The organism is Chishuiella changwenlii (assembly GCF_900142565.1).
Classification (GTDB): Bacteria; Bacteroidota; Bacteroidia; order Flavobacteriales; family Weeksellaceae; genus Empedobacter; species Empedobacter changwenlii.
This window is the reverse complement of record NZ_FRBH01000011.1, coordinates 43,750-70,345: the sequence shown is the minus strand read 5'-3', so window position 1 is coordinate 70,345 and position 26,596 is coordinate 43,750. Positions and strand designations below refer to the sequence as shown.

18 protein-coding genes are annotated in these 26,596 nt (G+C 29.7%); 15 read left to right on the top strand and 3 right to left on the bottom strand.

The features are described from left to right. The first annotated feature begins 88 nt into the window (after nucleotides 1–88). The 8 genes from BUA86_RS13640 to BUA86_RS13605 all read left to right on the top strand — a co-directional run bounded on the left by BUA86_RS13640 (nucleotide 89) and on the right by BUA86_RS13605 (nucleotide 14,950). On the top strand, nucleotides 89–4,414 hold the full coding sequence (locus BUA86_RS13640) for a CusA/CzcA family heavy metal efflux RND transporter (protein ID WP_072933571.1): 4,326 nt from the start codon (nucleotides 89–91) through the stop codon (nucleotides 4,412–4,414). A 4-nt stretch (nucleotides 4,415–4,418) separates the two neighbouring features. Further along, entirely contained in the window at nucleotides 4,419–5,549 is a 1,131-nt protein-coding gene (locus BUA86_RS13635; RefSeq protein ID WP_072933569.1) for an efflux RND transporter periplasmic adaptor subunit, read from the top strand. 278 nt (nucleotides 5,550–5,827) lie between these two features. Next, complete coding sequence (locus tag BUA86_RS13630; protein WP_072933567.1) at nucleotides 5,828–6,652, top strand: metallophosphoesterase family protein; 825 nt, start codon at nucleotides 5,828–5,830, stop codon at nucleotides 6,650–6,652. 22 nt (nucleotides 6,653–6,674) lie between these two features. Then, entirely contained in the window at nucleotides 6,675–7,226 is a 552-nt protein-coding gene (locus tag BUA86_RS13625; protein WP_072933565.1) for a phage tail protein, read from the top strand. 2 nt (nucleotides 7,227–7,228) lie between these two features. Then, nucleotides 7,229–8,383: an ABC transporter substrate-binding protein gene (locus tag BUA86_RS13620; RefSeq protein WP_072933563.1), complete on the top strand. Its 1,155-nt coding sequence runs from the start codon at nucleotides 7,229–7,231 to the stop codon at nucleotides 8,381–8,383. 18 nt (nucleotides 8,384–8,401) lie between these two features. After that, complete coding sequence (locus tag BUA86_RS13615; RefSeq protein WP_072933561.1) at nucleotides 8,402–12,085, top strand: hypothetical protein; 3,684 nt, start codon at nucleotides 8,402–8,404, stop codon at nucleotides 12,083–12,085. Between the two features lie 166 nt (nucleotides 12,086–12,251). After that, nucleotides 12,252–12,932, top strand: coding sequence for a hypothetical protein (locus BUA86_RS13610; protein WP_072933557.1), 681 nt, complete (start codon nucleotides 12,252–12,254; stop codon nucleotides 12,930–12,932). Between the two features lie 125 nt (nucleotides 12,933–13,057). Beyond that, on the top strand, nucleotides 13,058–14,950 hold the full coding sequence (locus tag BUA86_RS13605) for an ABC-F family ATP-binding cassette domain-containing protein (RefSeq protein WP_072933554.1): 1,893 nt from the start codon (nucleotides 13,058–13,060) through the stop codon (nucleotides 14,948–14,950). Nucleotides 14,951–15,036: 86 nt separating this feature from the next. On the opposite strand, the gene BUA86_RS13600 is transcribed toward BUA86_RS13605, so the two are convergent. Continuing rightward, nucleotides 15,037–16,011, bottom strand: a complete 975-nt coding sequence (locus BUA86_RS13600) for a 3-oxoacyl-[acyl-carrier-protein] synthase III C-terminal domain-containing protein (RefSeq protein WP_072933552.1) — start codon at nucleotides 16,009–16,011, stop codon at nucleotides 15,037–15,039. A gap of 152 nt (nucleotides 16,012–16,163) precedes the next feature. Here BUA86_RS13600 and BUA86_RS13595 point away from each other — a divergent pair, with 152 nt between their 5' ends. Then, a complete protein-coding gene (locus BUA86_RS13595) occupies nucleotides 16,164–17,063 on the top strand; it encodes an MBL fold metallo-hydrolase (protein WP_072933550.1) in 900 nt (299 codons plus the stop codon). An 85-nt stretch (nucleotides 17,064–17,148) separates the two neighbouring features. After that, a complete protein-coding gene (locus BUA86_RS13590; RefSeq protein WP_072933548.1) occupies nucleotides 17,149–17,688 on the top strand; it encodes a hypothetical protein in 540 nt (179 codons plus the stop codon). Nucleotides 17,689–17,872: 184 nt separating this feature from the next. On the opposite strand, the gene BUA86_RS13585 is transcribed toward BUA86_RS13590, so the two are convergent. Continuing rightward, on the bottom strand, nucleotides 17,873–19,096 hold the full coding sequence (locus BUA86_RS13585) for an exo-beta-N-acetylmuramidase NamZ family protein (protein WP_072933546.1): 1,224 nt from the start codon (nucleotides 19,094–19,096) through the stop codon (nucleotides 17,873–17,875). 154 nt (nucleotides 19,097–19,250) lie between these two features. Here BUA86_RS13585 and BUA86_RS13580 point away from each other — a divergent pair, with 154 nt between their 5' ends. The 5 genes from BUA86_RS13580 to BUA86_RS13560 are packed head-to-tail and all read left to right on the top strand — an operon-like array spanning nucleotide 19,251 to nucleotide 24,726. Next, nucleotides 19,251–20,480, top strand: a complete 1,230-nt coding sequence (locus tag BUA86_RS13580) for an ABC transporter permease (protein WP_072933544.1) — start codon at nucleotides 19,251–19,253, stop codon at nucleotides 20,478–20,480. Nucleotides 20,481–20,513: 33 nt separating this feature from the next. Beyond that, the gene (locus BUA86_RS13575; protein WP_072933542.1) at nucleotides 20,514–21,875 is read left to right on the top strand and encodes a pyridoxal-phosphate dependent enzyme; all 1,362 of its coding nucleotides are present in this window, start codon (nucleotides 20,514–20,516) and stop codon (nucleotides 21,873–21,875) included. Nucleotides 21,876–21,905: 30 nt separating this feature from the next. Beyond that, on the top strand, nucleotides 21,906–22,634 hold the full coding sequence (gene lptB, locus BUA86_RS13570) for an LPS export ABC transporter ATP-binding protein (RefSeq protein ID WP_072933689.1): 729 nt from the start codon (nucleotides 21,906–21,908) through the stop codon (nucleotides 22,632–22,634). Nucleotides 22,635–22,679: 45 nt separating this feature from the next. Then, nucleotides 22,680–23,522, top strand: coding sequence for a helix-turn-helix domain-containing protein (locus BUA86_RS13565; RefSeq protein WP_072933540.1), 843 nt, complete (start codon nucleotides 22,680–22,682; stop codon nucleotides 23,520–23,522). A gap of 55 nt (nucleotides 23,523–23,577) precedes the next feature. Continuing rightward, nucleotides 23,578–24,726 (top strand): alpha/beta hydrolase-fold protein, encoded by a 1,149-nt coding sequence (locus tag BUA86_RS13560; RefSeq protein WP_072933539.1) that lies wholly within the window; start codon nucleotides 23,578–23,580, stop codon nucleotides 24,724–24,726. A 117-nt stretch (nucleotides 24,727–24,843) separates the two neighbouring features. On the opposite strand, the gene BUA86_RS13555 is transcribed toward BUA86_RS13560, so the two are convergent. Further along, on the bottom strand, nucleotides 24,844–26,502 hold the full coding sequence (locus BUA86_RS13555) for a S8/S53 family peptidase (protein ID WP_072933538.1): 1,659 nt from the start codon (nucleotides 26,500–26,502) through the stop codon (nucleotides 24,844–24,846). Between the last annotated feature and the right edge of the window lie 94 nt (nucleotides 26,503–26,596).

Sequence of the window (26,596 nt, the reverse complement as noted above, 5' to 3'; positions counted from 1 at the left end):
TTAATGCTGTAGATATACGCTACGCATTATTTACATTTATAGCTATTGAAAATTTCTTTAGCACAAATTTCAATTTTAAAATTTTACGATGTTAAATAAGATTATTGATTTTTCAATCAAAAATAAATTTATCGTGGGATTATTTACGTTCGCTTTGTTACTGTTTGGAGTTTACGAAGCAACAAAATTACCCATAGATGCACAACCTGATATTACATCTAATCAGGTACAAATTATAACTGTAGCGCCATCTTTTAGTGCAGAAGATATAGAGCGTTTAGTTACTTTTCCTATAGAGCAAGCCAATTCTAATATTGGAGGAATAACAGGAATTAGAAGTTTTTCTCGTTTCGGTTTATCATTAGTAACCATTGTTTTTGATGATGATACCGACGTTTATTGGGCTCGCCAACAAGTAAGTGAAAGATTATTACAAATTCAGAGTGAGATCCCAGAAGGAATTGGACAACCAAGTCTAGGACCAATTTCTACAGGTTTAGGAGAAATCTATCAATATGTAGTTCGTCCGGCAGAAGGATACGAAGATCAGTACGATGAAACTGAATTACGCACGATACAAGATTGGGTTGTTCGCCGTCAATTATTAGGAGTTCCTGGTGTTGCAGATGTGAGTAGTTTTGGAGGGAAATTAAAACAATATGAAATAGGAATAGATCCTCAGCGCCTACAAGCATTTAATTTAACAATAAATGATTTGTTTGATGCATTAAGTCAGAACAATCAAAATACGGGAGGAGCTTATATAGAAAAAGGTTCTACATCATTATTCATTCGTTCCGAAGGTTTAATTGGTAAAATAGAAGATATTGAGAATATCACTGTAAAACATTCTGATAGTGGTACGCCAATTTTAATGAAGGATGTTGCCGAAATTAAAACAGGATTTGCGACCAGATATGGAGCAATGACTTATAATGATAAAGGAGAAGTTTCTGGAGCAATTGTAATGATGCTGAAAGGAGCAAACAGTAATGAGGTTGTAAAAAACGTACAAGCTCGTATAGAAGAAATAAAAAAGACATTACCAGAAGGTGTAGTAATAGAACCATTTTTAGATCGTAAAAAAATGGTTGATAATACCATCCATACAGTTCAAGTAAATCTTTTAGAAGGTGCATTGATTGTTGTCTTTATATTGGTTCTATTTTTAGGAAATTTACGTGCAGGTTTTATTGTAGCATCAGTAATTCCTCTTTCTTTATTATTTGCCATTATTATGATGAATATCTTCGGAGTAGGAGGTAATTTAATGAGTTTAGGAGCATTAGATTTCGGATTGATTGTAGATGGAGCTGTAATTATTGTAGAAGCAGTAATGCATCAACTGGTTCATAGTAAAAAATTCGGGTTAAATAATAAACTAGCTCAATCCGATATGGATGAAACAGTAGGTTCTTCTGCTAAGAAAATGGTGAATTCTGCTGTTTTTGGACAGATAATTATTCTAATTGTTTACTTACCAATTTTTACATTACAAGGAATAGAAGGAAAGATGTTTAAACCAATGGCACAAACTGTGGCTTTTGCTTTAGTTGGAGCATTTATTTTATCATTAACTTATATTCCAATGATGAGTAGTTTATTTCTTAGTAAAAAGAAAAAATTACGACCAAATCTATCTGACCGTGTGATGGAAAAAGTAGAAATTTTTCATCAGAAATACCTTATTAAAGCATTAAAAGGACGAAAAATAATTTTAGCAGTTGTGTTGTCTTTATTTGCTTTTTCAGTATTTGTAATGACAAGATTAGGAGGAGAGTTTATACCCGCATTAGAAGAAGGAGATTTTGCAGTAGAAGCCCGTATATTAACAGGAAGTAATATCTCAACAACCATTGAATATACGAGTAAAGCAGCTAAAATCTTAAAAGATCGTTTTCCAGAAGTGCAGATGGTGGTAACTAAAATTGGTAGTGGAGAAATTCCGACAGAACCAATGCCAATGGATGCTGGAGATATGATTATCGTTCTTAAACCCAAGAAAGAATGGACTTCGGCAAAAACTTTCCCCGAGTTATCGGACAAAATGAGTAAAGCTCTAGAAGATGTTCCTGGTCTTTCGACTGGATTCCAATTTCCAGTACAAATGCGTTTTAACGAATTAATGACTGGTGCGCGTCAAGATGTTGTGGTGAAGATATTCGGAGAAGATTTAAATATTTTAGCTGATAATGCTCAAAAATTAGGAAAAATTATTCATACCGTAAAAGGAGCACAAGATTTATACATAGAACCAATTAATGGAATTCCACAAGTTGTCATCGAGTTCGATCGTGCATTATTAGCACAATATGGTTTATCAATTGGTGAAGCAAATAAAATTATTAATATGGCATTTGCAGGTCAATCTACAGGTATGGTTTTCGAAGGTGAAAAAAGATTTGATTTGGTTGTTCGTTTAGCTGAGCATAAAAGAGAAAATATAGAAGATATTCGAAACCTATTAATTCCTCTAGCTTCTGGAAATCAAATTCCACTGAGACAATTGGCTAAGGTTGATTATAAAAATACACCAAACCAAATTCAGAGAGAAGACGCAAAACGTAGAATTGTTGTTGGGTTTAATGTAAAAGGAAGAGATGTAGAAAGTGTTGTAACAGAATTACAACAAAAAGTAGATGCTCAGATTAAATTACCAACAGGTTATTATACAACATACGGTGGCGCATTTGAAAATTTAAATGAAGCCAAATCTCGTTTAGGTATAGCAGTTCCAGTAGCATTAATTTTAATTCTAGTTTTATTATACTTTGCTTTTAAATCAATCAAAGAAAGTTTATTAATTTATACAGCAATTCCACTTTCATCTATTGGAGGAATATTATTCTTAGCAGCTCGTGATATGCCATTTAGTATTAGTGCTGGAGTAGGATTTATTGCGCTATTTGGTATTGCCGTGTTAAATGGAATCGTATTAATCTCAGAGTACAATCGTTTAAGAGATTATGGAATAAAAAATATGACGCGCATTGTTGTGATGGGAACTAGGACAAGACTTCGTCCTGTTTTAATGACGGCAGCAGTTGCCTCTCTAGGATTTTTACCAATGGCTTTAAGTAATGGTTCTGGTGCGGAAGTTCAGCGTCCATTAGCAACAGTTGTTATTGGAGGTTTAATGGGAGCAACACTATTAACTTTATTTGTTTTACCAATTTTATATGTTATGTTTTCACATTTTAAAATCAAAAAGAAACACAAAAAATCTAAAGCATTACCAACTTTATTATTTATAGGTTTGGCTTTAGTTGGATCGATAGGTCATGCACAAGAAAGAATGAATTTTGATGAGGTAATGAAATTAGCCGAATCAAATAATTTAGAAGTTAAACAAGCTGAGTTAACAACAGTTTATCATGAAAAAAATGTGTTTTCTAATCGTTCTATTGGACCTACAGATATTTCATCAGAATTTGGACAAGTAAATACAGGAAATTTTGATACTAAATTTACAGTAGCTCAGTCTTTTCAGTTTCCTATTGTTTATAAACGTCAAAAGGCATTAAATGAACAATTAATTAATGCATCTAAAGCAAATGAAACACTTACCAAAATAGAAATTAAACAGCGCTTGGCTCGAATTTATACTTCGATGCAAAATTTGGAAGCTCAAGAAAGTTTATTGAAAGAAAACCAGTTGATTTATCAACAGTTTTTAGATAAATCTGCTTTGCGTTTAAAGAAAGGAGAGGCGAATAAAAGTGAGGTTTCTACTGCAACTATTCAATTAAAATCAATCGAGAATCAATTGAAATTAGTGAAAACAGAATTAGAGAACTTTTCACGACAAATTCAGTTTTTAACGAATTCTAAAGCGAAGATTTATCCAACAAAAGAACCTATCAATTGGTTTCAATCAAATGATTTAATTATTTCTAATGCACATCCATTAATGAAGTTGGCAGAAGAGAATATCGAAACATCTACGTTAGAAGCTGAAATAGAAAAATCGAAAAGAGCACCAGTTCTTACGGTTGGTTATTCTAATCAAAGTTTTTCTGATTTAGATCAAAATAGATATAATTCTTTTCAAGTGGGAATAGGTTTACCATTGTTTACAAAAGGAATAAAATCGAACATAGAAGCATCAAAAGTAAAAGTTGATATGGCAAAGCAAAGCTTTGCTTTACAAGAAGCTAGATTGCAACAAGATTTAGATGTGTTAAGAAATCAAGTAATGAATTATAACGAAATTATTACTGATTTTGAACAAACTCAACTTCCAGCTTCGGAAGATTTACAGAAAACAATTAATAACCAATTGTTAGAAGGTGAAATTAATTTTTTGGATTGGGTAATTCTTAATAATCAAATAATTGAAGTGAAAACGAATTATTTAGATACAAAAAATAAATTGGAATTAATCTTTGCCGAAATGTCTTACTATACATTATAATAAAATGAAAAATTATATCATAATACTTAGCGCTGCATTATTTTTAGGAAGCTGTGCAAAAGAAAATAAAACCGAAGAGAAAGAAAAAGAAGTAAAGGCTTCTGCGTCTGTTTTAACTTTAACGGATAGTCAATTAAAAAGTATCCCAGTAGATACGGCTTCTTTTCAGAATAAAAATTTACCAACAGTAATTCGTTTAAATGCGAAAACAGAGGTAACTCCACAAAACACTGTTTCTATAACAAATGCGTTTGGAGGTTACGTGAAAAGAATTGCACTTATTCCTGGTAATTATGTAAAAAAGGGAGCAGTTGTTGTGGTTTTAGAAGATCCGCAGTATATCCAAATGCAGGAAGACTATTTAACAACTAAGGCTTTGTTAGATCAGGCAAATGCAGATTATAATCGTCAAAGAGATTTAAATGCTTCGCAAGCTGCAAGTGATAAAACAATGCAACAAGCAAAAGCAACACAACAAACATTGTTGGTTAAAAAGAGAGCGTTAGAAGAAAAATTACGTTTAATGAATATTAGTCCAAGTTCTGTTACTTTAAATAATATTCGTAGAACAATTAATGTTTATGCACCAATTAGTGGAACAGTAAATGAAGTTTTTGTAAATACAGGACAATATGTTTCACCAGCAGATGCTATGTTAAAGATTATTAATTCTTCGAGTTCTTTATTAAATGTAAAAGTTTTTGAAAAAGATTTAGGCAACATTCAAGTTGGTCAAACTTTACAAGCCTTTACAAATGCAAATACCAATCAGAAGTTAGATGCTGTTGTATCATCTATTTCTAATGATGTTAATGCAGACGGAACAGTTGAAGTGTATGCAAGAGTTACAAATCTAAATGGAATGAGATTAACTGCAAATATGTATTTTAATATAGAGTTAAGTGTTAATCAACTTCACACAAATGTTTTGCCAGAAGAAGCTGTTGTAGAGTTTGAAGGTAAAAACTATGTTTTTGAACGAGAAAATAAAAATCGTTTTAAATTAATTCCCGCAGAAATAGGGATTTCTGCTAATAAAATGATTGAGATTAAATCGCCATCAAATTCAGGAAAAGTTTATGTAACAAAAGGAGCTTATAACCTGTTAACAGCAATGAAAAATAACGGAGAGTAGTAAATAATTAATTCTTCTTAAAACTTACCTCAGTATTCTAAAATAATGATTTTGGAATGCTGAGGTTTTTTTATTTCCGAAATAATGAAATTTAAAATATTGATAATAAGTGAATTAATTGAAATTTACTTTTTAATAAGTAGGTGTATTTGTCCACCTATTTGTCCACCCTATTCTTATAGAAATGTTAAATTTTTATATTTAGATTTGTTGTATTCCCTACTTATGTTTCTATTAAACTATCTAGGTGATAAAAAGAACGTTTAAAAAACATATATATGAGCGATCGTCGTGAATTTTTGAAACATTGTGGAATACTAGGAGGTCTTTTCCTAGTTAGTCAACAAGAAGTTGTTAATTCCTTGTCTCAATTTAGTCGATTCAATCTCAAATTAGATTTAAATAACCTCAATCTTTTCTTCACAGGAAATTTAAAGGGAAATCTATCAGAATTGGGTCAGATAAAAGACACTTCTTCTTTGTTGTTTGATGCAGGGAATTTTATTTCTTCTTCCTCTGAAATAGAAAATCAAATAAAGAAAATGAATTTCTTGGGTTACCAAGTTGCTGCTTTGGGTAAGAACGAACTTGCCTTAGGAGAAGAAAAATTAATACAATTAGCCCAAAAATCAGAGTTTGCATTGGTTAATAGTCATATTAATTTTGAGAATAAAGTATTATCGAAATTGGTAAAACCTTTTCAGATAATAGATTTAGTAGAAAAGAAAGTTGGTGTTTTAAGTATTTCTTCTGGATTTAAATCGAGTAGAGATTTAAAAAAGATAAATGAACTTGCAAATACCTTGAGGAACAAACAGAACTGTGGAATTATAGTTTGCCTTATTGCAAATAATATACAAAAGAAAACAGCGCATAGTTTGTTGAGAAAAAGTGAAAATATAGACTTGTTCTGGACGCCAGAAATACCAAATACCAAAGGAGGAAATTTTATTTCTCGTAATGCATTAGCACAAGAAGTAACATTAATTTACGGAACAAAAAGTAAAAGAGAAATAGGTTATTATCAAGCCGATTTATCAAATGATTATTATTTGCCAAAACAAATAATACATGAAGTAAAAACAAAACAATTTATAGGATAATTAACACTAAAAAAATAAAGATATGGAAGAATATATTGCAGTTATAAGAATGTTTGCAGGTAATTTTGCTCCAAATAGTTTTGCATTTTGTCATGGACAGATAATGGCTATTATGCAAAATACCGCACTGTTTTCTTTGGTGGGAACAACTTACGGAGGAAACGGACAAACAACGTTTGGTTTACCAGATTTAAGAGGAAGAGTTCCTGTAGGATTTGGTCCAGGAATTGGTGGAGCACCAAATATTACTTTAGGAGAAGTATCTGGAGTTCAAAATACAACTTTGACAGTTACTAATTTACCTGCTCATAATCACGGAATAAGTGTTAGTGAGGCTAAGCCTACTGAGTCTACACCTGTTGGTAATTTATTAACGGTTTCACCAACTGTAGGATCGGGACCTAATGCTACTCAGCTAAAAAGTTTCGCGCCAGTTCCTGTTCCAGGAACAACTTTAAAACAAATGGCACCAACAACTCAAGCAGGACTTGGTTACCCATTTTCTATTATGCAACCTTATTTGGGAATTAATTTTATAATTGCATTGTATGGAATATTCCCTGCAAGATCATAAGAATGAATAAAAAACTAAAAATAGGATTTCTAATGCCATTTTCTGCTGTATATCCTCATTATGGTTTACATCTTACAGCAGGAATATTTACGGCATTCCAATATTTTGGCGTACAGCAAAAGGATGTAGAAATTGTTCCAGCTTTTATAGCACAAGGACAGCATAAACTTATAACTGAAGCAGTCCAAAAATTAGTTTTTTTTGATGGAGTTGATGTGGTAATAGGGATGGTAAACATAAAAAGCTTACCAGAAATTAGTGCCATTCTAGAAACATATAATAAGCTGGGGTTATTTATAGATTTTGGAGAACTTGTACATCCTACTACTAATTTTGGAACAAACATAGGTTGTCTTTCTATGAACTATTGGCAAAGTGAATATGTTTTGGGACAATGGGCAGCAAAAGAGTTTGGGTCAGATGGGCAAGTTGTATTACCATTATTTGAAGCAGGATATAATTTGCATTATACTTTTTTACAAGGAGCAGGAAAAGGAGGTTCGGAAGCATTGCATCAAATGGTTTTACCACAAGAATATGCAACGAAAGAACATTTAAATCTTACACCTTTTTTTGAAGCGATAGAAGAAGATGAACCTAATTATGTACATGCCATTTTTAATGGAAGTTTAGGGACCCAATTTTTTAACCAATGGAAACAAAGTAAATTTTATAATCATATTCCGCTTATAGTGGTAGAAAATATGGCATACGAAGATATTTTACAAGATGTACAGCATTTAGATTTAAATTTTTACTCAGCTGCAAGCTGGAAAAGAGAAAATCAGCTTGTAACAAATCAGAAATTTGTACAATCGTTTGAACAAATGCACCATCAACCAGTTTCTGTATTTAGTATGTTAGGTTATGAACTAGGATTAACATTGGGACAAGCTTATCAAGATTTAGTAAAAGGAGATACAAAAACAGTTATCCAAAAAATTAAACAATCAACAATAGAAGGACCTAGAGGAAGAATTGCAATAGAAGGTTTTACAGAAGGAATTTGTCCGATGATTGATATTTATAAAGTAAAAACCAATCATCAGAAGATAACAAATACAATTCTAGAACAAGATACAGCAATAGGATTCGATACAACGTCTGTTTTCGAAGAAACAGAAAGTGGTTTTTTAAACCCTTATTTTTCTATTTAATTAATAAAAATAGTTTTTATGAAAAGAATATTTACTCATTTTATTCGTACAATATTTTTACTTTTCTTTTTTGTTACGTCGCTTTATGGACAAGATTATAGCGCAAGCGTTATAGCAAGCAATGGTCCATTTTCAGCATTAACAAAAGACAGAGATGGAAATATTTATGCGATAAAAGCAACATCTGGAACAACAGCAGCTGTTGTAAAATATGCAAAAGGAACAACAACGGAACAAGTTATTTATAATGGATTAACACGAGATGCGTTTACTTATCCTTGGGGATTAGCGATATCTTCTTTAGGAGATATTTATGTGTCAAAAAGTTTTGATGATAATATTAGCAAAGTAATAAAACTTACTAAAGCAACTAATTATGTAGCATCAGATTTTTTAACAGCAAATAATTATTATACAGGTTTAGCAATTGATGCTAATGATAATCTGTATACATTACAATATAATGCGACTTCAACTAAATACGAAGTTGTACGTTATAATCAGTTAGCTACTACATCGCCAACTGTTTTATACACAGGAATAAATTCGCAAGAAGGATTAACTTACCCAACAGGTTTAGTTGTGTCTAATAATGGAGAAGTTCATTTTACAGAACCAATGAGCAATGATGGTACTAATACTAATAAAGGAGGTGTCACTAAAATAACATCTGGAACAACAACACTTGCTATTTCATCAGAAAAATATACGACAGCTTTAACTTTTGATGCTCAAAATAATTTATTTGCATTAGAAGGTAATGGATCAAATTCTGATTATAGAATTTTTAAGTATACAAACGGAGTAGGAACAGGAACAGCTTTAAGTGTAGAAAATGATACTAAAGCAAAATCTTCTGATTTTGTATATCCATGGGGTATTGTTACGGATAACAATACCATTTATTATTTAGATGGAGATAATGGAATAGATGGAGGAAAATTAATGAAATTAACACGACTTAATTTACCACCAACATTAGAAACAGATGATGAGTTACCATCTTTTGTAGAATCAGAAACAGGAAATCCTACACCAGTTGTAATAGATCCTTCTATTAGAATTGTTTATGACAATGCGCCAACAATAACTTCTGCAAAAATAAAGATTTCAGATAATTTAGTAACAGATGAAGATATGCTTTCTTTTATAGGAAATGTAACTTTATATGGAAATATGTCTGGTATATATGATGGAACATTAGGAGAATTAGAATTAACTTCTTCTAGTTCGACTGTACAACAATGGCAAGCTGCCTTACGTTCGGTTGGTTATTTAAATACTTCTTCTAATCCAACTACTGATAACAGAACAGTTTCTTTTCAGTTAATAGGACAAGATTATCAAACGAATGTGATCACAAAAATACTTTCTGTAATTGCAACAAATAATGCACCTACAATTACGACTTCATTAACAAGTGTAGATAATACGGATTACTCGTATGTTTTTGCTACTGTTAATAGTAATGGTATTTCAATTAGTGATGTTGATGCAGGATCAAATAATGTAAAAATATCATTAAGTGTAAATTCATTATCAAAACTAACATTATCTACAGTAACAGGTCTTACTTTTACAACAGGAGGTGGAATAGATGATAGTACAATTGTAGCAGAAGGAACAATACAAGCTATCAATACAGCTTTAAATGGATTAACTTATAATTTAACTTCTAATTATCCATCAGAAGATGAATTGGTAATTGTTGTAAACGATTTAGGAAATACGGGTGATGGTGGAGCAAAAGAAGATACAATAACACTTCCTATCTCAAATACTCCTGCACCAAGAGTTATAGAAGTAACTTCTTCTAATAATGATGGAACATATGGAGTAGGTGAAGTTATCCAAATTAATGTAGGCTTTAACCAAGATGTTTTAGTAACAGGTTCTCCAGTTCTAGAATTAGAAACAGGTGATGTAAAGAGAAATGCTATTTATAAAGGAGTTGAAAATAATATAGTAAGATTTGAATATACTGTTGAAGTAGGAGATGTCTCAGCAGATTTAGATTATACTTCTTCTAATGCTCTTTCAGAAGGTTCTATAACATCTACAACTAATAATGTAGCGGCAGATTTATTATTACCAATTCCAGGAGAAGTAGGGTCTTTAGGATATAATAAATCAATTGTGATTAATACATCAAGTACAACTGTTTGGGAAAATGGAACTTGGAGTAATGGTATGCCAGACTTCTCAAAAGATGCTATTTTAAGAGAACCTTACGAAGGCGATATATTAGCAAATAAATTAACATTTGAAACTGATATTGTTGTTAAAACTGGTACAACTTATACAATTTATGGTGCCGTAATTAATAACTCAAATCAAGTTACTTTCGAGAACGAAGCATATCTTGTACAAATAGATGATAATACCGCAACAAATATTGGGGATATAACATTTAAGGTTAATTCTAAACCTATTTATAAATCAGATATAATGGATTGGTCTTCACCAGTATCTAACCAAAATATTTTAGCACTTTCTCCAGATACATTACCTTCAACATTTTCTCGATTTGTTGAAGCTCAAAACAACTGGGTAAACAATGTTACACCTACAGATGTATTTAATCCAATGGAAGCAATTTCTTTTGCTGCACCAAATAATTTTAATACGTATGGGCAAGGAGAAGCAAGAGTATTTGAAGCTATATTTAAAGGAACACCTTTAAACAAAGTTTATGCACAAATATTAATTAAAAGTAATAAAGGTTATAATGCAGTAGGTAATCCATATCCTTCACCAATCGATTTAACTAAATTAATGCAGTTAAATAACAACACGGTTTCTAATGTGTTTACTTGGTCAACTAATCAAGCAAATGTAAATGGTAAATATGTTTCTGGTAATTGGAATTCATATAATAGAAACTTAGGTTGGAATGATCCTTCTGTTGATAATACATTAATTGGTGTAGGTCAAGGTTTTATTGTTAAAAATGAATTGCAAGTTACTCCTCTATTTATAAATAATTTTGTAAGAGCAGCAGTTATGCCACTAGTAAAAGAATCTGCAGTAGATGATGATAAATTCTGGTTAACATTAGAAAGTGATACAAACACAATTAATTCTACATTAGTAGGTTATAAAAATGGTTCTACTAAAGAATTAGATGCTGATTTTGATACAGAACCTTTTATGGCAGATTACGGAATATTCTCTGTTCTTGATGATAAAATAATGTCTATCCAAGGTAGAGGTGATGTATTTGATGCTAACGATCGCTTTAATTTAGCTGTACAATTACCATCTATGGGTAATTACACAATTAAGTTATCTAAAACAAGTGGTTTATTTGCTTCAGGACAATCTGTTTATTTATTAGATCGTGAAACTAATTCTGGTGTAGATTTAACTAAACAAGATTATAATTTTGTTGCTAATGAAGGAAATAATCAGAATCGTTTCGAAATCTTATTTGATGATGAATCTTTAAATACTTCAGATTTAACGAAATTTAAAGATGTTATAGTTTACAATGAAAGAAATTCTATTGTTGTAAAATCTAATAAAGAGAAATTAAAAACAATTAAAATTTACAATTTAAATGGAGAGCTTATCAAGAATGTAACTGATATAAATACTCTTCAAAAAACAATTAATACAAATCTTAATGCACAAGTATTAATTGTACAGATTGAATTAGTAAATGGATCAAAATTGTCAAAAAAAGTTTTAATTAAAAATTAAACTTTTGTACTATTGTTTTATAAGAAAGGCTTAGATATTCTAAGCCTTTTTTTATTCTCAAATTATAGGCATGAATATTGTAATTTATTGGAAGAAATTTTTTCTAAAATATTTTAATATAGTCTCATATAAATAGTTAACTTTGAGTAAATAAAGTACTTGCGCCATGAAAAATACTTATTATCTAATTATCGCATTATTTGTTTTTATTTTACAATCGTGTGAATCAAAAAAAGAAACAAAAGAAAACTTAGCAGAAAATAATACTGCTACTTACGAAAATGTTCTTGATGTCCCTGTAGAAAAATTAGCAGTTGTTGTTAATATAGACTCTTTAGGCTTCTTTAATCACAATTCTCAAAATTTAGAAACAGAAATTCCATCTGCCACAATAGAAAAAGAGCTTAAACAAGTTAATTCGAAGTTTGATGTTTGTCAAGCTGTAAAAGATAAGTCAGCCAAAATTTTAAAAGATAATAAGTACGATTTTGAAATGATGAAGGAGTTGAAGCAAATAAAACTTCCTACAGATTTAATAGAAGAAAAACACCTGAAAGAAATTAAATTCGACGAATTAAAAAAGCAAATAACTCAAAACGATTTATTGGTAATTAATGTAAAGTCTGGTTTAGATTATAATCCAGATAACAAAAAAGAGTATATCGCGAAAACATATATTTATCTATCAATTTTAGATTTAAAGAACAAAGTATTAAAATACAACGAAACTATAGGAGGAACAAAGTATATCGATCAAGAAATTAAAAACTTAACTCCTGATAATTTATCGAAATTAATTAAAGAATCTGTCAACGAAACTTTAGAGATAATCGATAAAAAATATTAAAAATAAACATTGAACTATGCGCCAAATTTATTTGGCATTTTTTTGGAAGTCCTGACTCTACAAAGAATCAGGATTTTTTATATTATCTTTGGGGCTGTTCTAACAATAGAAGCAGAAAAAAGACAATGAATTTCCTTACAGTCGAAAATCTTACCAAATCATACGGAATCCGAACACTTTTTAATGAAGTTAATTTTCATGTTAACGAGGGTGATCAAATTGCATTCGTAGCAAAAAACGGAAGTGGTAAATCTACTTTACTTAAAATATTAGCAGGATTAGAAACACCAGATTCTGGAGATGTCAGAATAGGAAAAGGTGTAAAAATCTTAATGCTAGATCAAAGTGATGATTTTGACGATAATTTGAAAGGAGAAGAATACATTTTTAATCATTCTAACGAAGTATTAGATATTGTTCATCAATATGATAATATGATAGAAAATGATCCTACAAATCCAGAATTAATAGATTTAATGGGAAAGATGGATCTTTTAGATGCTTGGAAAGTAGAACCAACAATTAAAGAAATTCTATCTAAATTAAAAATAGATTTTCTTCATCAAAAAATTGGTAAACTATCTGGAGGACAAAGAAAGCGAATTTCATTAGCTAAATTCTTAATCGATTTAAGTTTTGAGAATGGATATGTTCTATTAATCTTAGATGAGCCTACAAACCATTTAGATATAGAAATGGTAGAATGGTTGGAGTATTTCTTAAACAAAGAAAATAAAACTTTAATTCTTGTTACGCACGACCGTTATTTCTTAGATGCTATTTGTACCAAAATTTTAGAAATGGAGGACAAAATGTTATACGTACATTCTGGTAATTACGAAACTTATATTACCAATAAAGCATTACGTATAGAAAATCAAAATGCGACAATAGATAAAGCAAAAAATCTATACAGAAAGGAGATAGAGTGGATGCGACGTCAACCAAAAGCGAGAACAACTAAATCTAAATCGCGTATAGATGATTTTTATGATACAGAGAAAGTAGCAAAACATAAAATTGTTGACCAACAAGTAAAGTTGGAAATGGTGATGACGCGTTTAGGACAAAAGATTATTGAAATGGAAAATGTTTCGAAAGCTTTTGGACAAAAGAAAATTCTAGATGACTTCTCTTATATTTTTGCACGTGGTGGAAAAATAGGATTAGTTGGAAAAAATGGAGTTGGTAAAACAACTTTTCTAAAAATGCTAGAAGGAATTGAAGAAGCAGATTCTGGAAACATAGAACGTGGTGAAACATTAAATATTGGTCATTTTAAACAAGATGGTATCAACTTTAAAGAAGACGAACGTGTAATAGAATTTGTAAAAGACATTGCAGATTATTTTCCACTTGCTAGTGGTAAAGAAATGCGTGCAGAGCAATTCTTAGAAATGTTTTTATTTACACCAGAACAACAACACACTTTTATATCTAGATTAAGTGGGGGAGAAAAGAAGCGTTTACAATTATTAGCAATTTTATATAAGAACCCTAACTTTTTAATTTTAGATGAGCCTACAAACGATTTAGATTTACCTACTTTAACAGTTTTAGAGAACTTTTTAGAAGATTATCAAGGTTGTTTATTAGTTGTATCTCACGACCGTTACTTTATGGATAAAGTGGTGAATGAATTAATGATTTTTGAGGGAGAAGGAAAAATTTCTCGTTATATGGGAACGTATACTGAGTATTATATCGAGAATAAAAATCGTCCTGAAACACAAGAAGAGAAAAAAGTTGAGAAAGAAGTAAAAATTGAAGAGAAAGTTGAGGTGAAAGAAAAGCCGATAGAAGTAAAATCTCGTAAACTTACTTTTAATGAAAAAAGAGAGTTAGAAGAAATCAATAAAAACTTACCACTTTTAGAAGCAAAGAAACAAGAATTAACCAACTTACTTTCTGCTCCAGATTTAGCTTATGACAAAATAGCTTCTATTGGAGATGAGTTACAAAAAGTTGTTGATGAAATAGAAGAAAAAGAATTTCGTTGGTTAGAGTTATCTGAATAACGAATACTTTATAAATAAAATGAAAGCGTATAAAATATATTTTATACGCTTTTTTATTAATTATAACATTAGAACAATTAGTAAACCTAATATTTCCACAACATTAAACCTGCTTGGTATCCTGCACCCAAAGTCCATAAAAGTATATTTTCACCTTTTTCTAGTTGTCTTACCTTTTTCTTATACTGATCAAATGCCATTAAAGGGCTAGAAGAACCCGTGTAAGCATATTCTCTTCCATAAAAAGGCGCTTTTTCTTCGGGTAAATTGTAATGATTAACAATTGTATTGATATTTTTTATTGATAATTGAGAGAATAAAAACAAATCTATATCTTCAACTTTTAATTTATTTCGATTTAAAAAAGTATCAATAGTATTTAAAGCAAAATTTACACTTCCACTTCCATCAAAATCAGAATCCCAAAACATTTTTTCTTCTACAGTTCTGCACGAATGTCCTTGTGGAGGAAAAACAATTGTATCTGTAAAACTAGAATCTGTATGATACATAACATCTACTAAACCAGAAGTAGAATCATCTTTTTCTATTATAAGTGCTAAAGCAGAATCGGAAAAACAAAAAGTAATAATAGGATTTTCTTTACCCGATTTATCGGAGAATTTTTCTGTACAAATAACCAAAGCTTTTTTCGCAAAAGCGGAACCATTTAAATATTTTGATACTTGGTCTATAGCCACAAAACCACCAATGCAATTCGCATTCATATCATAACATAATGTTTCTGTTTTTGCTCCTAATGCTTCATGTATTTTTATAGCATTTGTTGGCATATTATACTCTGGCGTAGCAGAAACAAAAACAATCATGTCAATTTCTGAAATAGTTATTTTACTATTTTCTAAAACTTCTCTGGCGGCATTAATAGCCATTGTTAGCGTATTTTCTTTAACTGAATCAGAAATTAAATATCGACGGCTTCGTCCCAATGAATTCTGAATTTTTTGCATAGAAATCCCTTTATTCTGGAATTCTGTAATAACTTCTTCATTGTCTTCAAATGTTGGTGGATGGTAAAAAAAAGTATGATTTAGTGTCATTCATTTACTTTTTAGAGGTTAATATTTATAGTACTTACTCCAAATGTACGAAAAATAACTTTAATGGTATATTGATTAATTTAAGACATTGTATTTTTGTGATATAATTTGATTTTAGATTTTGTATATTTAATCAATTAAAAACGATAAAAATGCCAAAAATTCATACAATTGACCTTAATTTTCAGAATGGAAATGAATCCATTGCAACGTATCTTATCGAAACAGAACAAGGACCAGTTCTTGTAGATCCAGGACCATATTCTACTTTTGAGAATTTAAAAAAAGGAATTGAAAATTTAGGTTTTAACTTAATTGATGTTGAGAATATTTTAATTACCCATATTCATTTTGATCATGCTGGTGCTGCATGGAAATTTACAGAACATGGTGCTACAATCTTTGTTCACCCTGTAGGTTTACCTCATCTAAAAAATCCAGAAAAATTATGGGAATCTGCAAAAATGATTTACGGTGATAGTATGGATCGTTTATGGGGAAAAATGAAACCTATAGATGAGGAGTATTTAGTTCCTTTAGGAGATGGGCAAACTGTAGAATTTGGAGATACTGTTTTTCAAACAATTTATACACCAGGACATGCAGTGCATCACAATGCTTATGTATTAGACGATGTTATATTTACAGGAGATGTAGCAGGTGTTAAGATAAATAATGGACCTGTAGCACCACCATGTCCACCGCCAGATATTAATATAGAATTGTGGAAACAATCAATAAATAAACTAAGAAAAGTAAATGCAAAAGGAATTTATCCAACTCATTATGGTTTACATGAAAATGTAGAAGAACATTTTACACAATTGGAAAATGAACTAGATGATTGGGCAAATTACATGAAACCTATGTATGATGATAAATTATCACCAGAAGAGATAACACCAATTTTTGTAGATTATATTATAAAAAAATACAAAGACCAAGGTTTATCAGCAGATGAAATTCAGGTTTATGAATATGCGAATCCAACTTGGATGTCTGTAAATGGACTTTTACGTTACTGGAAATTAAAAGAACAAGGTAGAATATAAGAGTAATAAATTAGAGTTTCTAATTTGTTAGAGAAAGTGATAACCATAAAAGAATATGATTTAATAACTTTAAAAAGATAAAAATATGAAGAGTTTAATTATTATAACTGCATTGTTAAGTTGCAGTAGTATCGCTTTTGCACAACAAAAGAAGTCTAATAAGACAAAAACTCCACCACCAAAAATAAAACCTGCTCCAAAAGTAATTCCACCTCCACCAATAACAAAAGTACCGGATATGTATAAAGAGCAGTGTTATATTTATAATTCCGAAAAAACAAAAGATGCTTTAATTAATCAAACAAAAACCTATGTAGAATATGGTTGGTCAGGTGAGAATGCGCGAATGATAATAGAGCGCAAAGAATATGATCCTATAAAAGAAAAAGAAGCGCAAGAAAAAGGATATAGTTTGGTTTGGAATGAAACGGCTCAATATATTAATGGAAAGTATAAAATAGATAAAAATATTTTGACTATTATTCCAGATAAGTCAGATCAATTTCAAAGTCAAAAATTCAAGTTAATCTATAAAGGAAAAACCAAAGAGGTTGATTATTTACAAGATGATGAAAATAATAAATACACAATTGGTGAGTGTCCACTTCCTGTTATAAGTATGTAGGGGAGTTTTGAGTTATGAGTTTTGAGTTATGAGTTATGAGTTATGAGTTGTGTGACAAAACTAAATATTATGTAATGATAAATTTAGTTTAAGTCTTGTATGTCATTGAACCTATCGAAGAATAATAAAACTATTAAATAAAATAAAAGCTGACGTTTATGTCAGCTTTTTATGTTTGAAATGTTTATTTATATATCAAATATTTTGCTCTTATGTACTTGAAATTATCTAAATCATTTTTCCAAGTTTCTTTTATTTGCTTTTCAGTCCAACCTTGTTCTATTTGTTTTCTCAATTCATCTGTACCAGCTAATTGATCAATCCATAATTTTGAACCATTTTTAGTCCAGAAAGGTTGTTTCGTATTATTTTTATAAGCCTTTATTAGCCATTCTAAGTTAATTTCATTTTGATAAGCAACTTTAGATAAGTCTTCTCCAAAACAAACCTCATCCTTAAATTTAGGACTAGTTGCACCAGCTTTAGAAATAGGTGTATATTGATAAGGCATATTTTTTAAGTAAGGAGAACCATACACCTGAAATTGTAAATCTGTTCCTCTACCTTCATTCACATTTGTACCTTCAAATAAACATGTACTTGGATATAAGTTTATAGCATGTACATTTGGTAAGTTAGGAGAAGGTTTTACAGGTAAATCATATTTAGATTGGTGTGAGTAGTTTAGTAAAGGAATAACTTCTAAATTAGCTTTTATTCCCTTTTCTAGCCATCCTTCACCATTAATCATATTTGCATATTCACCAATTGTCATTCCATAAACAATGGGAACATTATGCATTCCAACAAAAGATTTAAATTCATTTTTCATTACAGGACCATCAACATAATGTGCATTTGGATTTGGTCTATCTAGCACAATAACTTGTTTATTATTCTCTGCTGCGGCTTCTAATACATAATGTAGAGTAGAGATATACGTGTAAAATCTTGCACCAACATCTTGCATATCAAAAACAAGAATATCTAAATCAGCAATTTGATTTGTTTTAGGTTTCTTGTTGTCGCCATATAAAGAAATAATAGGTAATCCTGTTTTATCATCAACACCAGATTTTACTTTTGCACCTGCATCAGCATTTCCACGAAAACCATGTTCAGGAGAAAAAAGTTTAACCACATTTATATCATTTTGAAGTAATAAGTCTAATGTATGAATGGTTTTATTTCCCTCTTTTACAATTCCAGTTTGATTAGAAATCAATCCAACTTTTTTATTTTTTAGTAATTTTAAATAAGCTTTTGTGTTTTCTGCTCCAACAATAATATCTGTTGAAGAATGCTGATTTAAATTTGATTTTACTTGTGCAGATGTAGTTGATACAAAGCCGAAAAAAATACCCGAGCTAAGTAAAGCAATTGATGTATATTTGAAGAAGTTTTTCATTTCTTTTTTTTAATGATATGATTTTGGAAAAATTTATCCTATTTAGTTAGTTTAAGTATTTGAAAGAATTTAAAATCTGTAAAAAATAAGAAACAAGTAAATACAAAAATTAATAAATAGGCATTATGCCTTAATCTTATAAAAATAATATAATTTGAATTTTTCTTGGTGGTTTTCAAAAAAAATAGCGCTTGGTAAAAATACGAAAAATAACTTATCAAGTATCGTTATTCGCATTTGTCAAGTTTCAGTTGTTCTTGGGTTAATAGTTTCCTTGGTTACTTTATCTACGGGTGTTGGAGCAAGAAAGGCAATTAAAGAAAAATTAGCCGATTTTAATGGGCATATTACTGTTCGTAATTACAACAGTAATACATCTATTAACTCTGATTCTCTTTCGCTGAATCAGAAATTTTATCCAAAATTTAAAGAAATTCCAGAAATTGTTCATGTACAAGCAATAGCGAATAAAAGCGGTGTTATTCGTACAAAAGAAAATTTTAGTGGCGTTGTTTTTAAAGGTGTTGGTACAGATTATGACTCAGTTCGATTCGAAAAGTTTTTAGTAAAAGGACATTTCCCTAGCGTAAATAAAGATTCTATTGTTGATGAGGTTTTACTTTCTCAGAAAATTGCAAATGAGATGAAACTAGATGTCGACAGTTCATTTGTAATGTATTTTATTCAGGACGATAGCAAACCTATTTATCGTCGTTTTAATATTTCGGGAATATTTAAAACTGATATTAAAAATTTCGACGATCAAATTATGTTGGGAGACATAAAGCATGTTCAACGATTAAACAAATGGGATGATAAGACAGTTGGTAGTTTTGAACTATTTGTAAATGATGTTGAAAAAATTGATCCAATTAATGAGAAAGTTCAAACTTTAATTCCTTATAATTTATATGCAGAATCTGCAACAGCTTCTTTTGCTCAAATTAATGATTGGATAAAAGTATTTGATAAAAACATTGTAATTATTCTCTTTATCATGCTTTTTGTGGTAATAATTAACATGGTAATGGTTTTATTAATTTTAATTTTAGAAAGAACTCATTCCATAGGAATCTTAAAAGCTTTTGGAGCTACAAATTGGAGAATTAGAAAATTATTCATCAATTATGCATTATTTATTATGTTGCCAGGACTAATTGTTGGAAATGTAATAGGATTAGGAATATTATTCATTCAGAAATATTTTGAGATAATTAAACTTCCTGCCGAGAATTATTATTTATCTACGGCTCCAGTCTATTTTGATGTAACATCTATTATTTTATTAAACGTGGGAGCTTTATTAGTTTGTGCAATTGTATTACTTTTGCCATCGTATATGATTTCTAAAATTACACCAGCGAAAGCGATTAATTTTAGATAAAAATTCGTTATTTAAACTATAAATTAGAAAAAAATGAAATACGCAAATAATATTTTAGAAACAATAGGAAATACACCTTTGGTGAAAATCAATCATATTACAAAGGATATTCCAGCAACTGTTTTAGCAAAAGTAGAATACTTCAATCCAGGTCATTCTTGTAAAGATCGTATGGCTTTAAAAATGGTTGAAGAAGCAGAAAAAGATGGTCGTTTAGTTCCTGGAGGTACAATTATAGAAGGAACTTCTGGTAATACAGGAATGGGATTGGCTTTAGCTGCGATTGTAAAAGGTTACAAATTAATTTGTGTAATTACAGATAAACAATCAAAAGAAAAGATGGATATTCTACGTGCAGTAGGAGCAAAAGTAGTTGTATGTCCTACAGATGTTGAGCCAGACGATGCACGTTCTTATTATTCAGTTTCTAAAAGATTAGCAGAAGAAACACCAAATGGTTGGTATGTTAACCAATATGATAATCCAGCTAATACACAAGCTAATTACGAACAAACTGGTCCAGAAATTTGGGAACAAACAGAAGGAAAAGTTACACACTTTGTAGTTGGTGTAGGAACAGGAGGAACAATTTCTGGTGTTGCAAAATATTTAAAAGAGAAAAACCCTAACATTAAAATTTGGGGAGTAGATACGTACGGTTCTGTTTTCAAAAAATACAAGGAAACTGGTGTTTTTGATGAAAATGAAGTTTATTCTTATGTAACAGAAGGTATTGGAGAAGATATCTTACCAAAAAATGTAAACTTTGATTTAATTGATGGTTTTACAAAAGTTACAGATAAAGATGCAGCTGTTTACACACGTCGTTTAGCATTAGAAGAAGGTCTATTTGTAGGTATGTCTTCTGGTTCTGCAATCAAAGGATTATTACAAATGAAAGACGAATTTGGTCCAGACGATGTAGTTGTTGTATTGTTCCATGATTCTGGTTCTCGTTATGTAGGAAAAATCTTTAACGACGATTGGATGAGAGACAGAGGATATTTAGAAGAAGAAGTAAAAACTGCTTTAGATTTAATCGAGGAACATGTAGATAAACCATTATTAACAGTTCGTACAGAAGAATTAGCTTCTCATGCAATTGATAGAATGCGTCGTTACAAAATTTCTCAAATTCCAGTAATGGATATTAACGGTTTTGTAGGATCTTTAGATGAATCAGATTTATTTCAAGCATTTTTAGAAGACAGAAATGTAGCAGATAAACCAATTAGAGAAATAATGGGAGCGCCATTTCCAATTGTAAAAGCAGGAACTTCTATTGATCAAGTATCAAAATTAATAACAAAAGATAATCAAGCTGTTTTAATAGAATTAGAAAACGGTAATTATCATATTATTACAAAATATGATATTATTAACTCTATTAAATAACAAATAACGTATCTTTGATGCACTATGGGAATTGTATTAAGAGGACAGAATTTAGTTAAAGATTACGGGAAAAAACACGTAGTTAAAAATGTATCTTTCCAAGTAGAACAAGGAGAAATTATTGGTTTACTAGGACCGAATGGGGCTGGAAAAACAACATCTTTTTATATGATTGTTGGTTTAGTAAAGGCAACACAAGGAAAAGTATTTTTAGATAAACAAGACATTACCAATGATGCAATGTATAAACGTGCACAAAAGGGTATTGGTTATTTAGCACAAGAGGCTTCAGTTTTTCGAAAATTATCAGTAGAAGATAACATTCAGTCTGTTTTACAATTCACAAAATATTCTAAGAAAGAACAACAAATGCGTACAGATGCTTTAATAGAAGAATTTTCTTTAGAACATGTACGTAAAAATAGAGGAGATTTACTTTCTGGAGGAGAACGTCGTCGTTGTGAAATAGCACGTTGTTTAGCTACAGAACCAAATTTTATCTTATTAGATGAGCCTTTTGCTGGGGTAGATCCAATTGCAGTAGAAGATATTCAGAAGATTGTACGTTCGCTTAAAGATAAAAACATCGGAATCTTAATTACCGATCACAATGTGTCGCAAACATTAGCTATTACAGACAAAACATATATTATGTTTGAAGGGAAAATCTTAAAAGAAGGTTCGCCAGAAGAATTAGCAAATGATGAAGATGTTCGTCGTGTTTATCTTGGAGAGAATTTTATGTATCAGCAGATATAAAATTTATTATAACTTTAATTCCAACATATTGTTGGAATTTTTTTTATGTCAAAAATTTTTATAACACATCAGCCCAAGAAATCTTGGCTAAAAAAGTATATTTCATATTATTATTTTCATCAAAATACAATTTCTGGAGATGAAGACCGATTTATCTATTATTCAAATGTAGAAAACGCTTTAACTATTTATAAGAATTCTATAGTTGATTTTCCTAGAGAAAAATTGTCCACAACTTATCCTTGTGATAAACAATTTTACTTTCTTTATTCAGGTGTCATTAAAGATTATTTTCTGGTAAATTTAACTGCGCCGTATGATAAAATAGGAATCGTTTTTAAACCTTTAGGATTGCAATATTTTATAAAAGATTCTGTTGATTTTATCTTAAAGTTAACAGAGAATAAACGTTCCGAATATTTTCAGAATTTATTAAAAACCGATTTAGATAAATTATTTGATGAGAATATTGAAAAAAGAGTTGAAGGTTTGGATCAATTATTTTCAGAACTTTTTCATGAGTTTGAGGATAATAAATTTATTCAGATTATAGATGAAGTTATTGATGGTTTAGATGAAACAAACATCAATCAATTATCGCAGAAATTTGGTTTATCAACGAAGACTTTACAACGAAAATTTCAGAAAAATTTTGCAGTAACAGCTAAACAATATTTGAAAGTAGTGAAATTTAGACGTGCTTTTAATCACTATATGCAAGAAAACAAAGCAATTAATTTTACTGATTTATCATATTTTCATCATTATTATGATCAATCTGAATACATTCATCACTTTAAATCTATTACAGGAACTTCTCCCAAAAAATTATTCAAGAATATTGAAAAATTAAGCGGAGAAGATGTTTATTGGAATTTTAAAGTATAATGTCCCAAATTCCCAATTATTCTAGCTTAGAAGAGAATAAATTTGAGAAAAAAAGATGAAAAACTACGTATTGCTTTTAATTATGCTTGTCTCGAATTTTTTATTCTCTCAAAATAAAGAAAAAATATCGATTCGCTCAACTATACTTAATCAGGATAGGGAAATATGGCTATATACTCCTGAGGAAATGGACGCAAACGAAAAATATGATGTCATAGTTGTTTTTGACGCTCAATACCAAACGTTCTTGGATCTTGTGCAGTCATCAATTCCTTTTCGAGACGGATTAAATTACAGACAAAGTATTATTGTAGGAATTGTATCACCATATATAGAGAATCAGTACAACAGGAATAACGATTTGTTACCAATGCCAAACGATAAAGTAGAGTTAAAAAATAGAAGTCCTTATATAGGAAATGCGGATAAGGTAACTGAGTTTATGGACAAAGAATTATTTCCAAATTTAGAAAAAAAATATGCCTTAACTAAAAATAGACTAGCGATTGGGCATTCAAATGGAGGAACATTAATCTTATATTCTTTGCTAAAAAAACCTACATTATTTACAGATTATATTGCTGTTTCTCCAAATTTTGCTTTTGATAAAGAACGCTTTGTAACAGAGTTTAAAAATTTCAATTTTGATCAACTGAAATCAAAGAAATTTATTTTTATTAGTCAGGCAAATGAAAGTGAAGCAACTAATTTTAAAGGTTGGGATTTAGCTTTTACAAATATTATAAACGTTTTGTCAACTAAAAATAGTACGAATCTGGTTTTTAAACACGAAGCTTATCCAAAAGAAAGTCACTTTTCATCTTTTCCAAACGGGATGCTTCAAGGGTTAAGAGAATACTATGATAATAATAATTCAATTCATAAAATTATTGATTATATTGAGGTAAATAACTGGATAAATTCTTCTAAAATTAATCAAATAGCTTATAATTTATTTTATAATGATAAAATTGATGAAGGTATTAGTGTACTTCTAATTGGTATAAAAAAATACCCGAATGATGTTAATTTGTACGATAGTTTAGGTGAGTTGTATTTTAATAAAAAAGATATCAAAAATGCGTCTAAGTATTATAAACTCTTTGGAGAAAAAGTAGAACAATCTAAATCAACTCTAAGTAAAGAGGAGTACAACAAATTCAAAGAATTGTATAATAAGCGTATGCAAGAACTTAAGAAATAATAATTAAAAAGAAATAATAATCCTTAACTATTGTTTGGATATATATTCTAATATAAAAAAAAACCACTCAAATTTTGAGTGGTTTTTTTATTGTCTTAAAATTTATTGTTATATGATTTAATTTTTTATAATTTTTTCAATAGCAATTCTTTTTCCATCTGTTACTTTAAGCATATAAACACCATTTGTTAAAGAAGAAATATTTACAGTGTTTTTAGTTTTACCTTTAAATAAAATATTCCCTTTAAGATCGAAAATAGTGTAATCTAAATTAGAATTTTCACTGTTTGTTATATAAAAAATATCTTTTGTAGGATTTGGATAGGTTTTAATTTCTAATGGTTTAATAGGATCTTTAGTATGTAAATATTCAACATCTAATTTTTCTATTGCTGATTTTATATCTGGATGTGGACCAATATTTTTCGTCAAATCTCCACCTTGTGGAACTGCAGTTTCAATTAATAATTCTTTTAATTCTTTTGGCGTTAAATATTTCCCTGTTTGTTGAAAATAATAGGATTGAATCAATGCGGCAACACCTCCTATAATAGCAGTAGCAGAACTTGTACCACCAAAAAGAACATAATTTCTATTATTGTCATTATCATATTCATTCCAATAACCATAACCAGCTGTTAAAACATTATCTCCCCAAGCTTGTAAATTAACACGAGAGCCATAGCTAGAAAATGATAATATAGAGTGTTTAGTATCATCACTTCCTGCACCAATAATTAAAGCTCCGCTATCACCTCTGTTAATGTAAGATCTATAATAAGAAGAATCTAGATTTTGGCCTCCATTTCCTGCGGCAGCAATAACGATAATACCAGCATCAGTTGCTGCTTTTGTTAAATCCCAAATAACATTGTCAAACTCAGCAGGAATACGTTTGTTGTTTTCACCTATTCCTTGCATTTCGTAAATTATAATGTCGCCAACTTTAGCAGTAGATAATGCTCTTGTAATTGCATCAATTCTATTATTTCCTTTTGTAGTCCACTCTAAAAAATTTGTAAAACTATTAATCCCAAAAGAAATACCTGTTAATCCAATATTGTTTCTCGAAGGGACAATGGTTCCTGCGGTAGCAGTACCATGTTCTAGAAATATAATATATTTATCGTTTGGATTTAATAATTCGGGATTTATTTTTACTTTTTTCTCAAATTGAACATGAGGTAAATTAACCAACATTTCATGATTCCTATTAAAACCATATTCAATATTAATTATATTAATATGTTCTCCTGTTACTCCAATAGACCAAGCGTATTTAGCATTTACTCCAGGATTACTATTTAAATAGCTTTGATCATCTTCTAAATTTGGAGTATTGTTAGTTTTTAAATAAGGCGGTTCAATAGGCGCATTTCCAATAAAGTTAACATATTCTACTTCTTCAAACGACTCTAATTTTTTAGCGAGTTGTAGTAATTCTTCTTTTGACTGTTTATTAGCTTTTATCTCATAAATATTATTTAATATCTCTAAAGATTGTTTATCATCAACAATAGAGGAATTTTTTTTCTTTAATTTACTAAGGTCATATTTGTCGTATAAACTTCCTATAACTTCAACTTCATTCTTTTTAAAAAAATTAGATGCTTGAGCTTCTTGTTTTAGTTTATTGTTTGCAGAATTTTCAGATTTTAGTTTAACATAAATTGAATAATCATCGGAATTAGAGTTGAGATGAAATTGGTTTTTTCTATCCTGTGAGAAGGAAAGAATAGGAAAAATGGTAGCGAAAAATAATAATTGTTTTTTCATAAGTAAAATTTAATTTTTTATTAATTTAACGCCAAAATAAAGAATATCAAACAGTTTTACATATTATATGATGTAAAAAAAATAGACAATAAGG

Bases quoted from the DNA above. Each gene is read 5' to 3' on its own strand.
- BUA86_RS13640 (WP_072933571.1), top strand. From the start codon at position 89: ATGTTAAATAAGATTATTGATTTTTCAATCAAAAATAAATTTATCGTG.
- BUA86_RS13635 (WP_072933569.1), top strand. From the start codon at position 4,419: ATGAAAAATTATATCATAATACTTAGCGCTGCATTATTTTTAGGAAGC.
- BUA86_RS13630 (WP_072933567.1), top strand. From the start codon at position 5,828: ATGAGCGATCGTCGTGAATTTTTGAAACATTGTGGAATACTAGGAGGT.
- BUA86_RS13625 (WP_072933565.1), top strand. From the start codon at position 6,675: ATGGAAGAATATATTGCAGTTATAAGAATGTTTGCAGGTAATTTTGCT.
- BUA86_RS13620 (WP_072933563.1), top strand. From the start codon at position 7,229: ATGAATAAAAAACTAAAAATAGGATTTCTAATGCCATTTTCTGCTGTA.
- BUA86_RS13615 (WP_072933561.1), top strand. From the start codon at position 8,402: ATGAAAAGAATATTTACTCATTTTATTCGTACAATATTTTTACTTTTC.
- BUA86_RS13610 (WP_072933557.1), top strand. From the start codon at position 12,252: ATGAAAAATACTTATTATCTAATTATCGCATTATTTGTTTTTATTTTA.
- BUA86_RS13605 (WP_072933554.1), top strand. From the start codon at position 13,058: ATGAATTTCCTTACAGTCGAAAATCTTACCAAATCATACGGAATCCGA.
- BUA86_RS13600 (WP_072933552.1), bottom strand. From the start codon at position 16,011: ATGACACTAAATCATACTTTTTTTTACCATCCACCAACATTTGAAGAC.
- BUA86_RS13595 (WP_072933550.1), top strand. From the start codon at position 16,164: ATGCCAAAAATTCATACAATTGACCTTAATTTTCAGAATGGAAATGAA.
- BUA86_RS13590 (WP_072933548.1), top strand. From the start codon at position 17,149: ATGAAGAGTTTAATTATTATAACTGCATTGTTAAGTTGCAGTAGTATC.
- BUA86_RS13585 (WP_072933546.1), bottom strand. From the start codon at position 19,096: ATGAAAAACTTCTTCAAATATACATCAATTGCTTTACTTAGCTCGGGT.
- BUA86_RS13575 (WP_072933542.1), top strand. From the start codon at position 20,514: ATGAAATACGCAAATAATATTTTAGAAACAATAGGAAATACACCTTTG.
- BUA86_RS13565 (WP_072933540.1), top strand. From the start codon at position 22,680: ATGTCAAAAATTTTTATAACACATCAGCCCAAGAAATCTTGGCTAAAA.
- BUA86_RS13560 (WP_072933539.1), top strand. From the start codon at position 23,578: ATGAAAAACTACGTATTGCTTTTAATTATGCTTGTCTCGAATTTTTTA.
- BUA86_RS13555 (WP_072933538.1), bottom strand. From the start codon at position 26,502: ATGAAAAAACAATTATTATTTTTCGCTACCATTTTTCCTATTCTTTCC.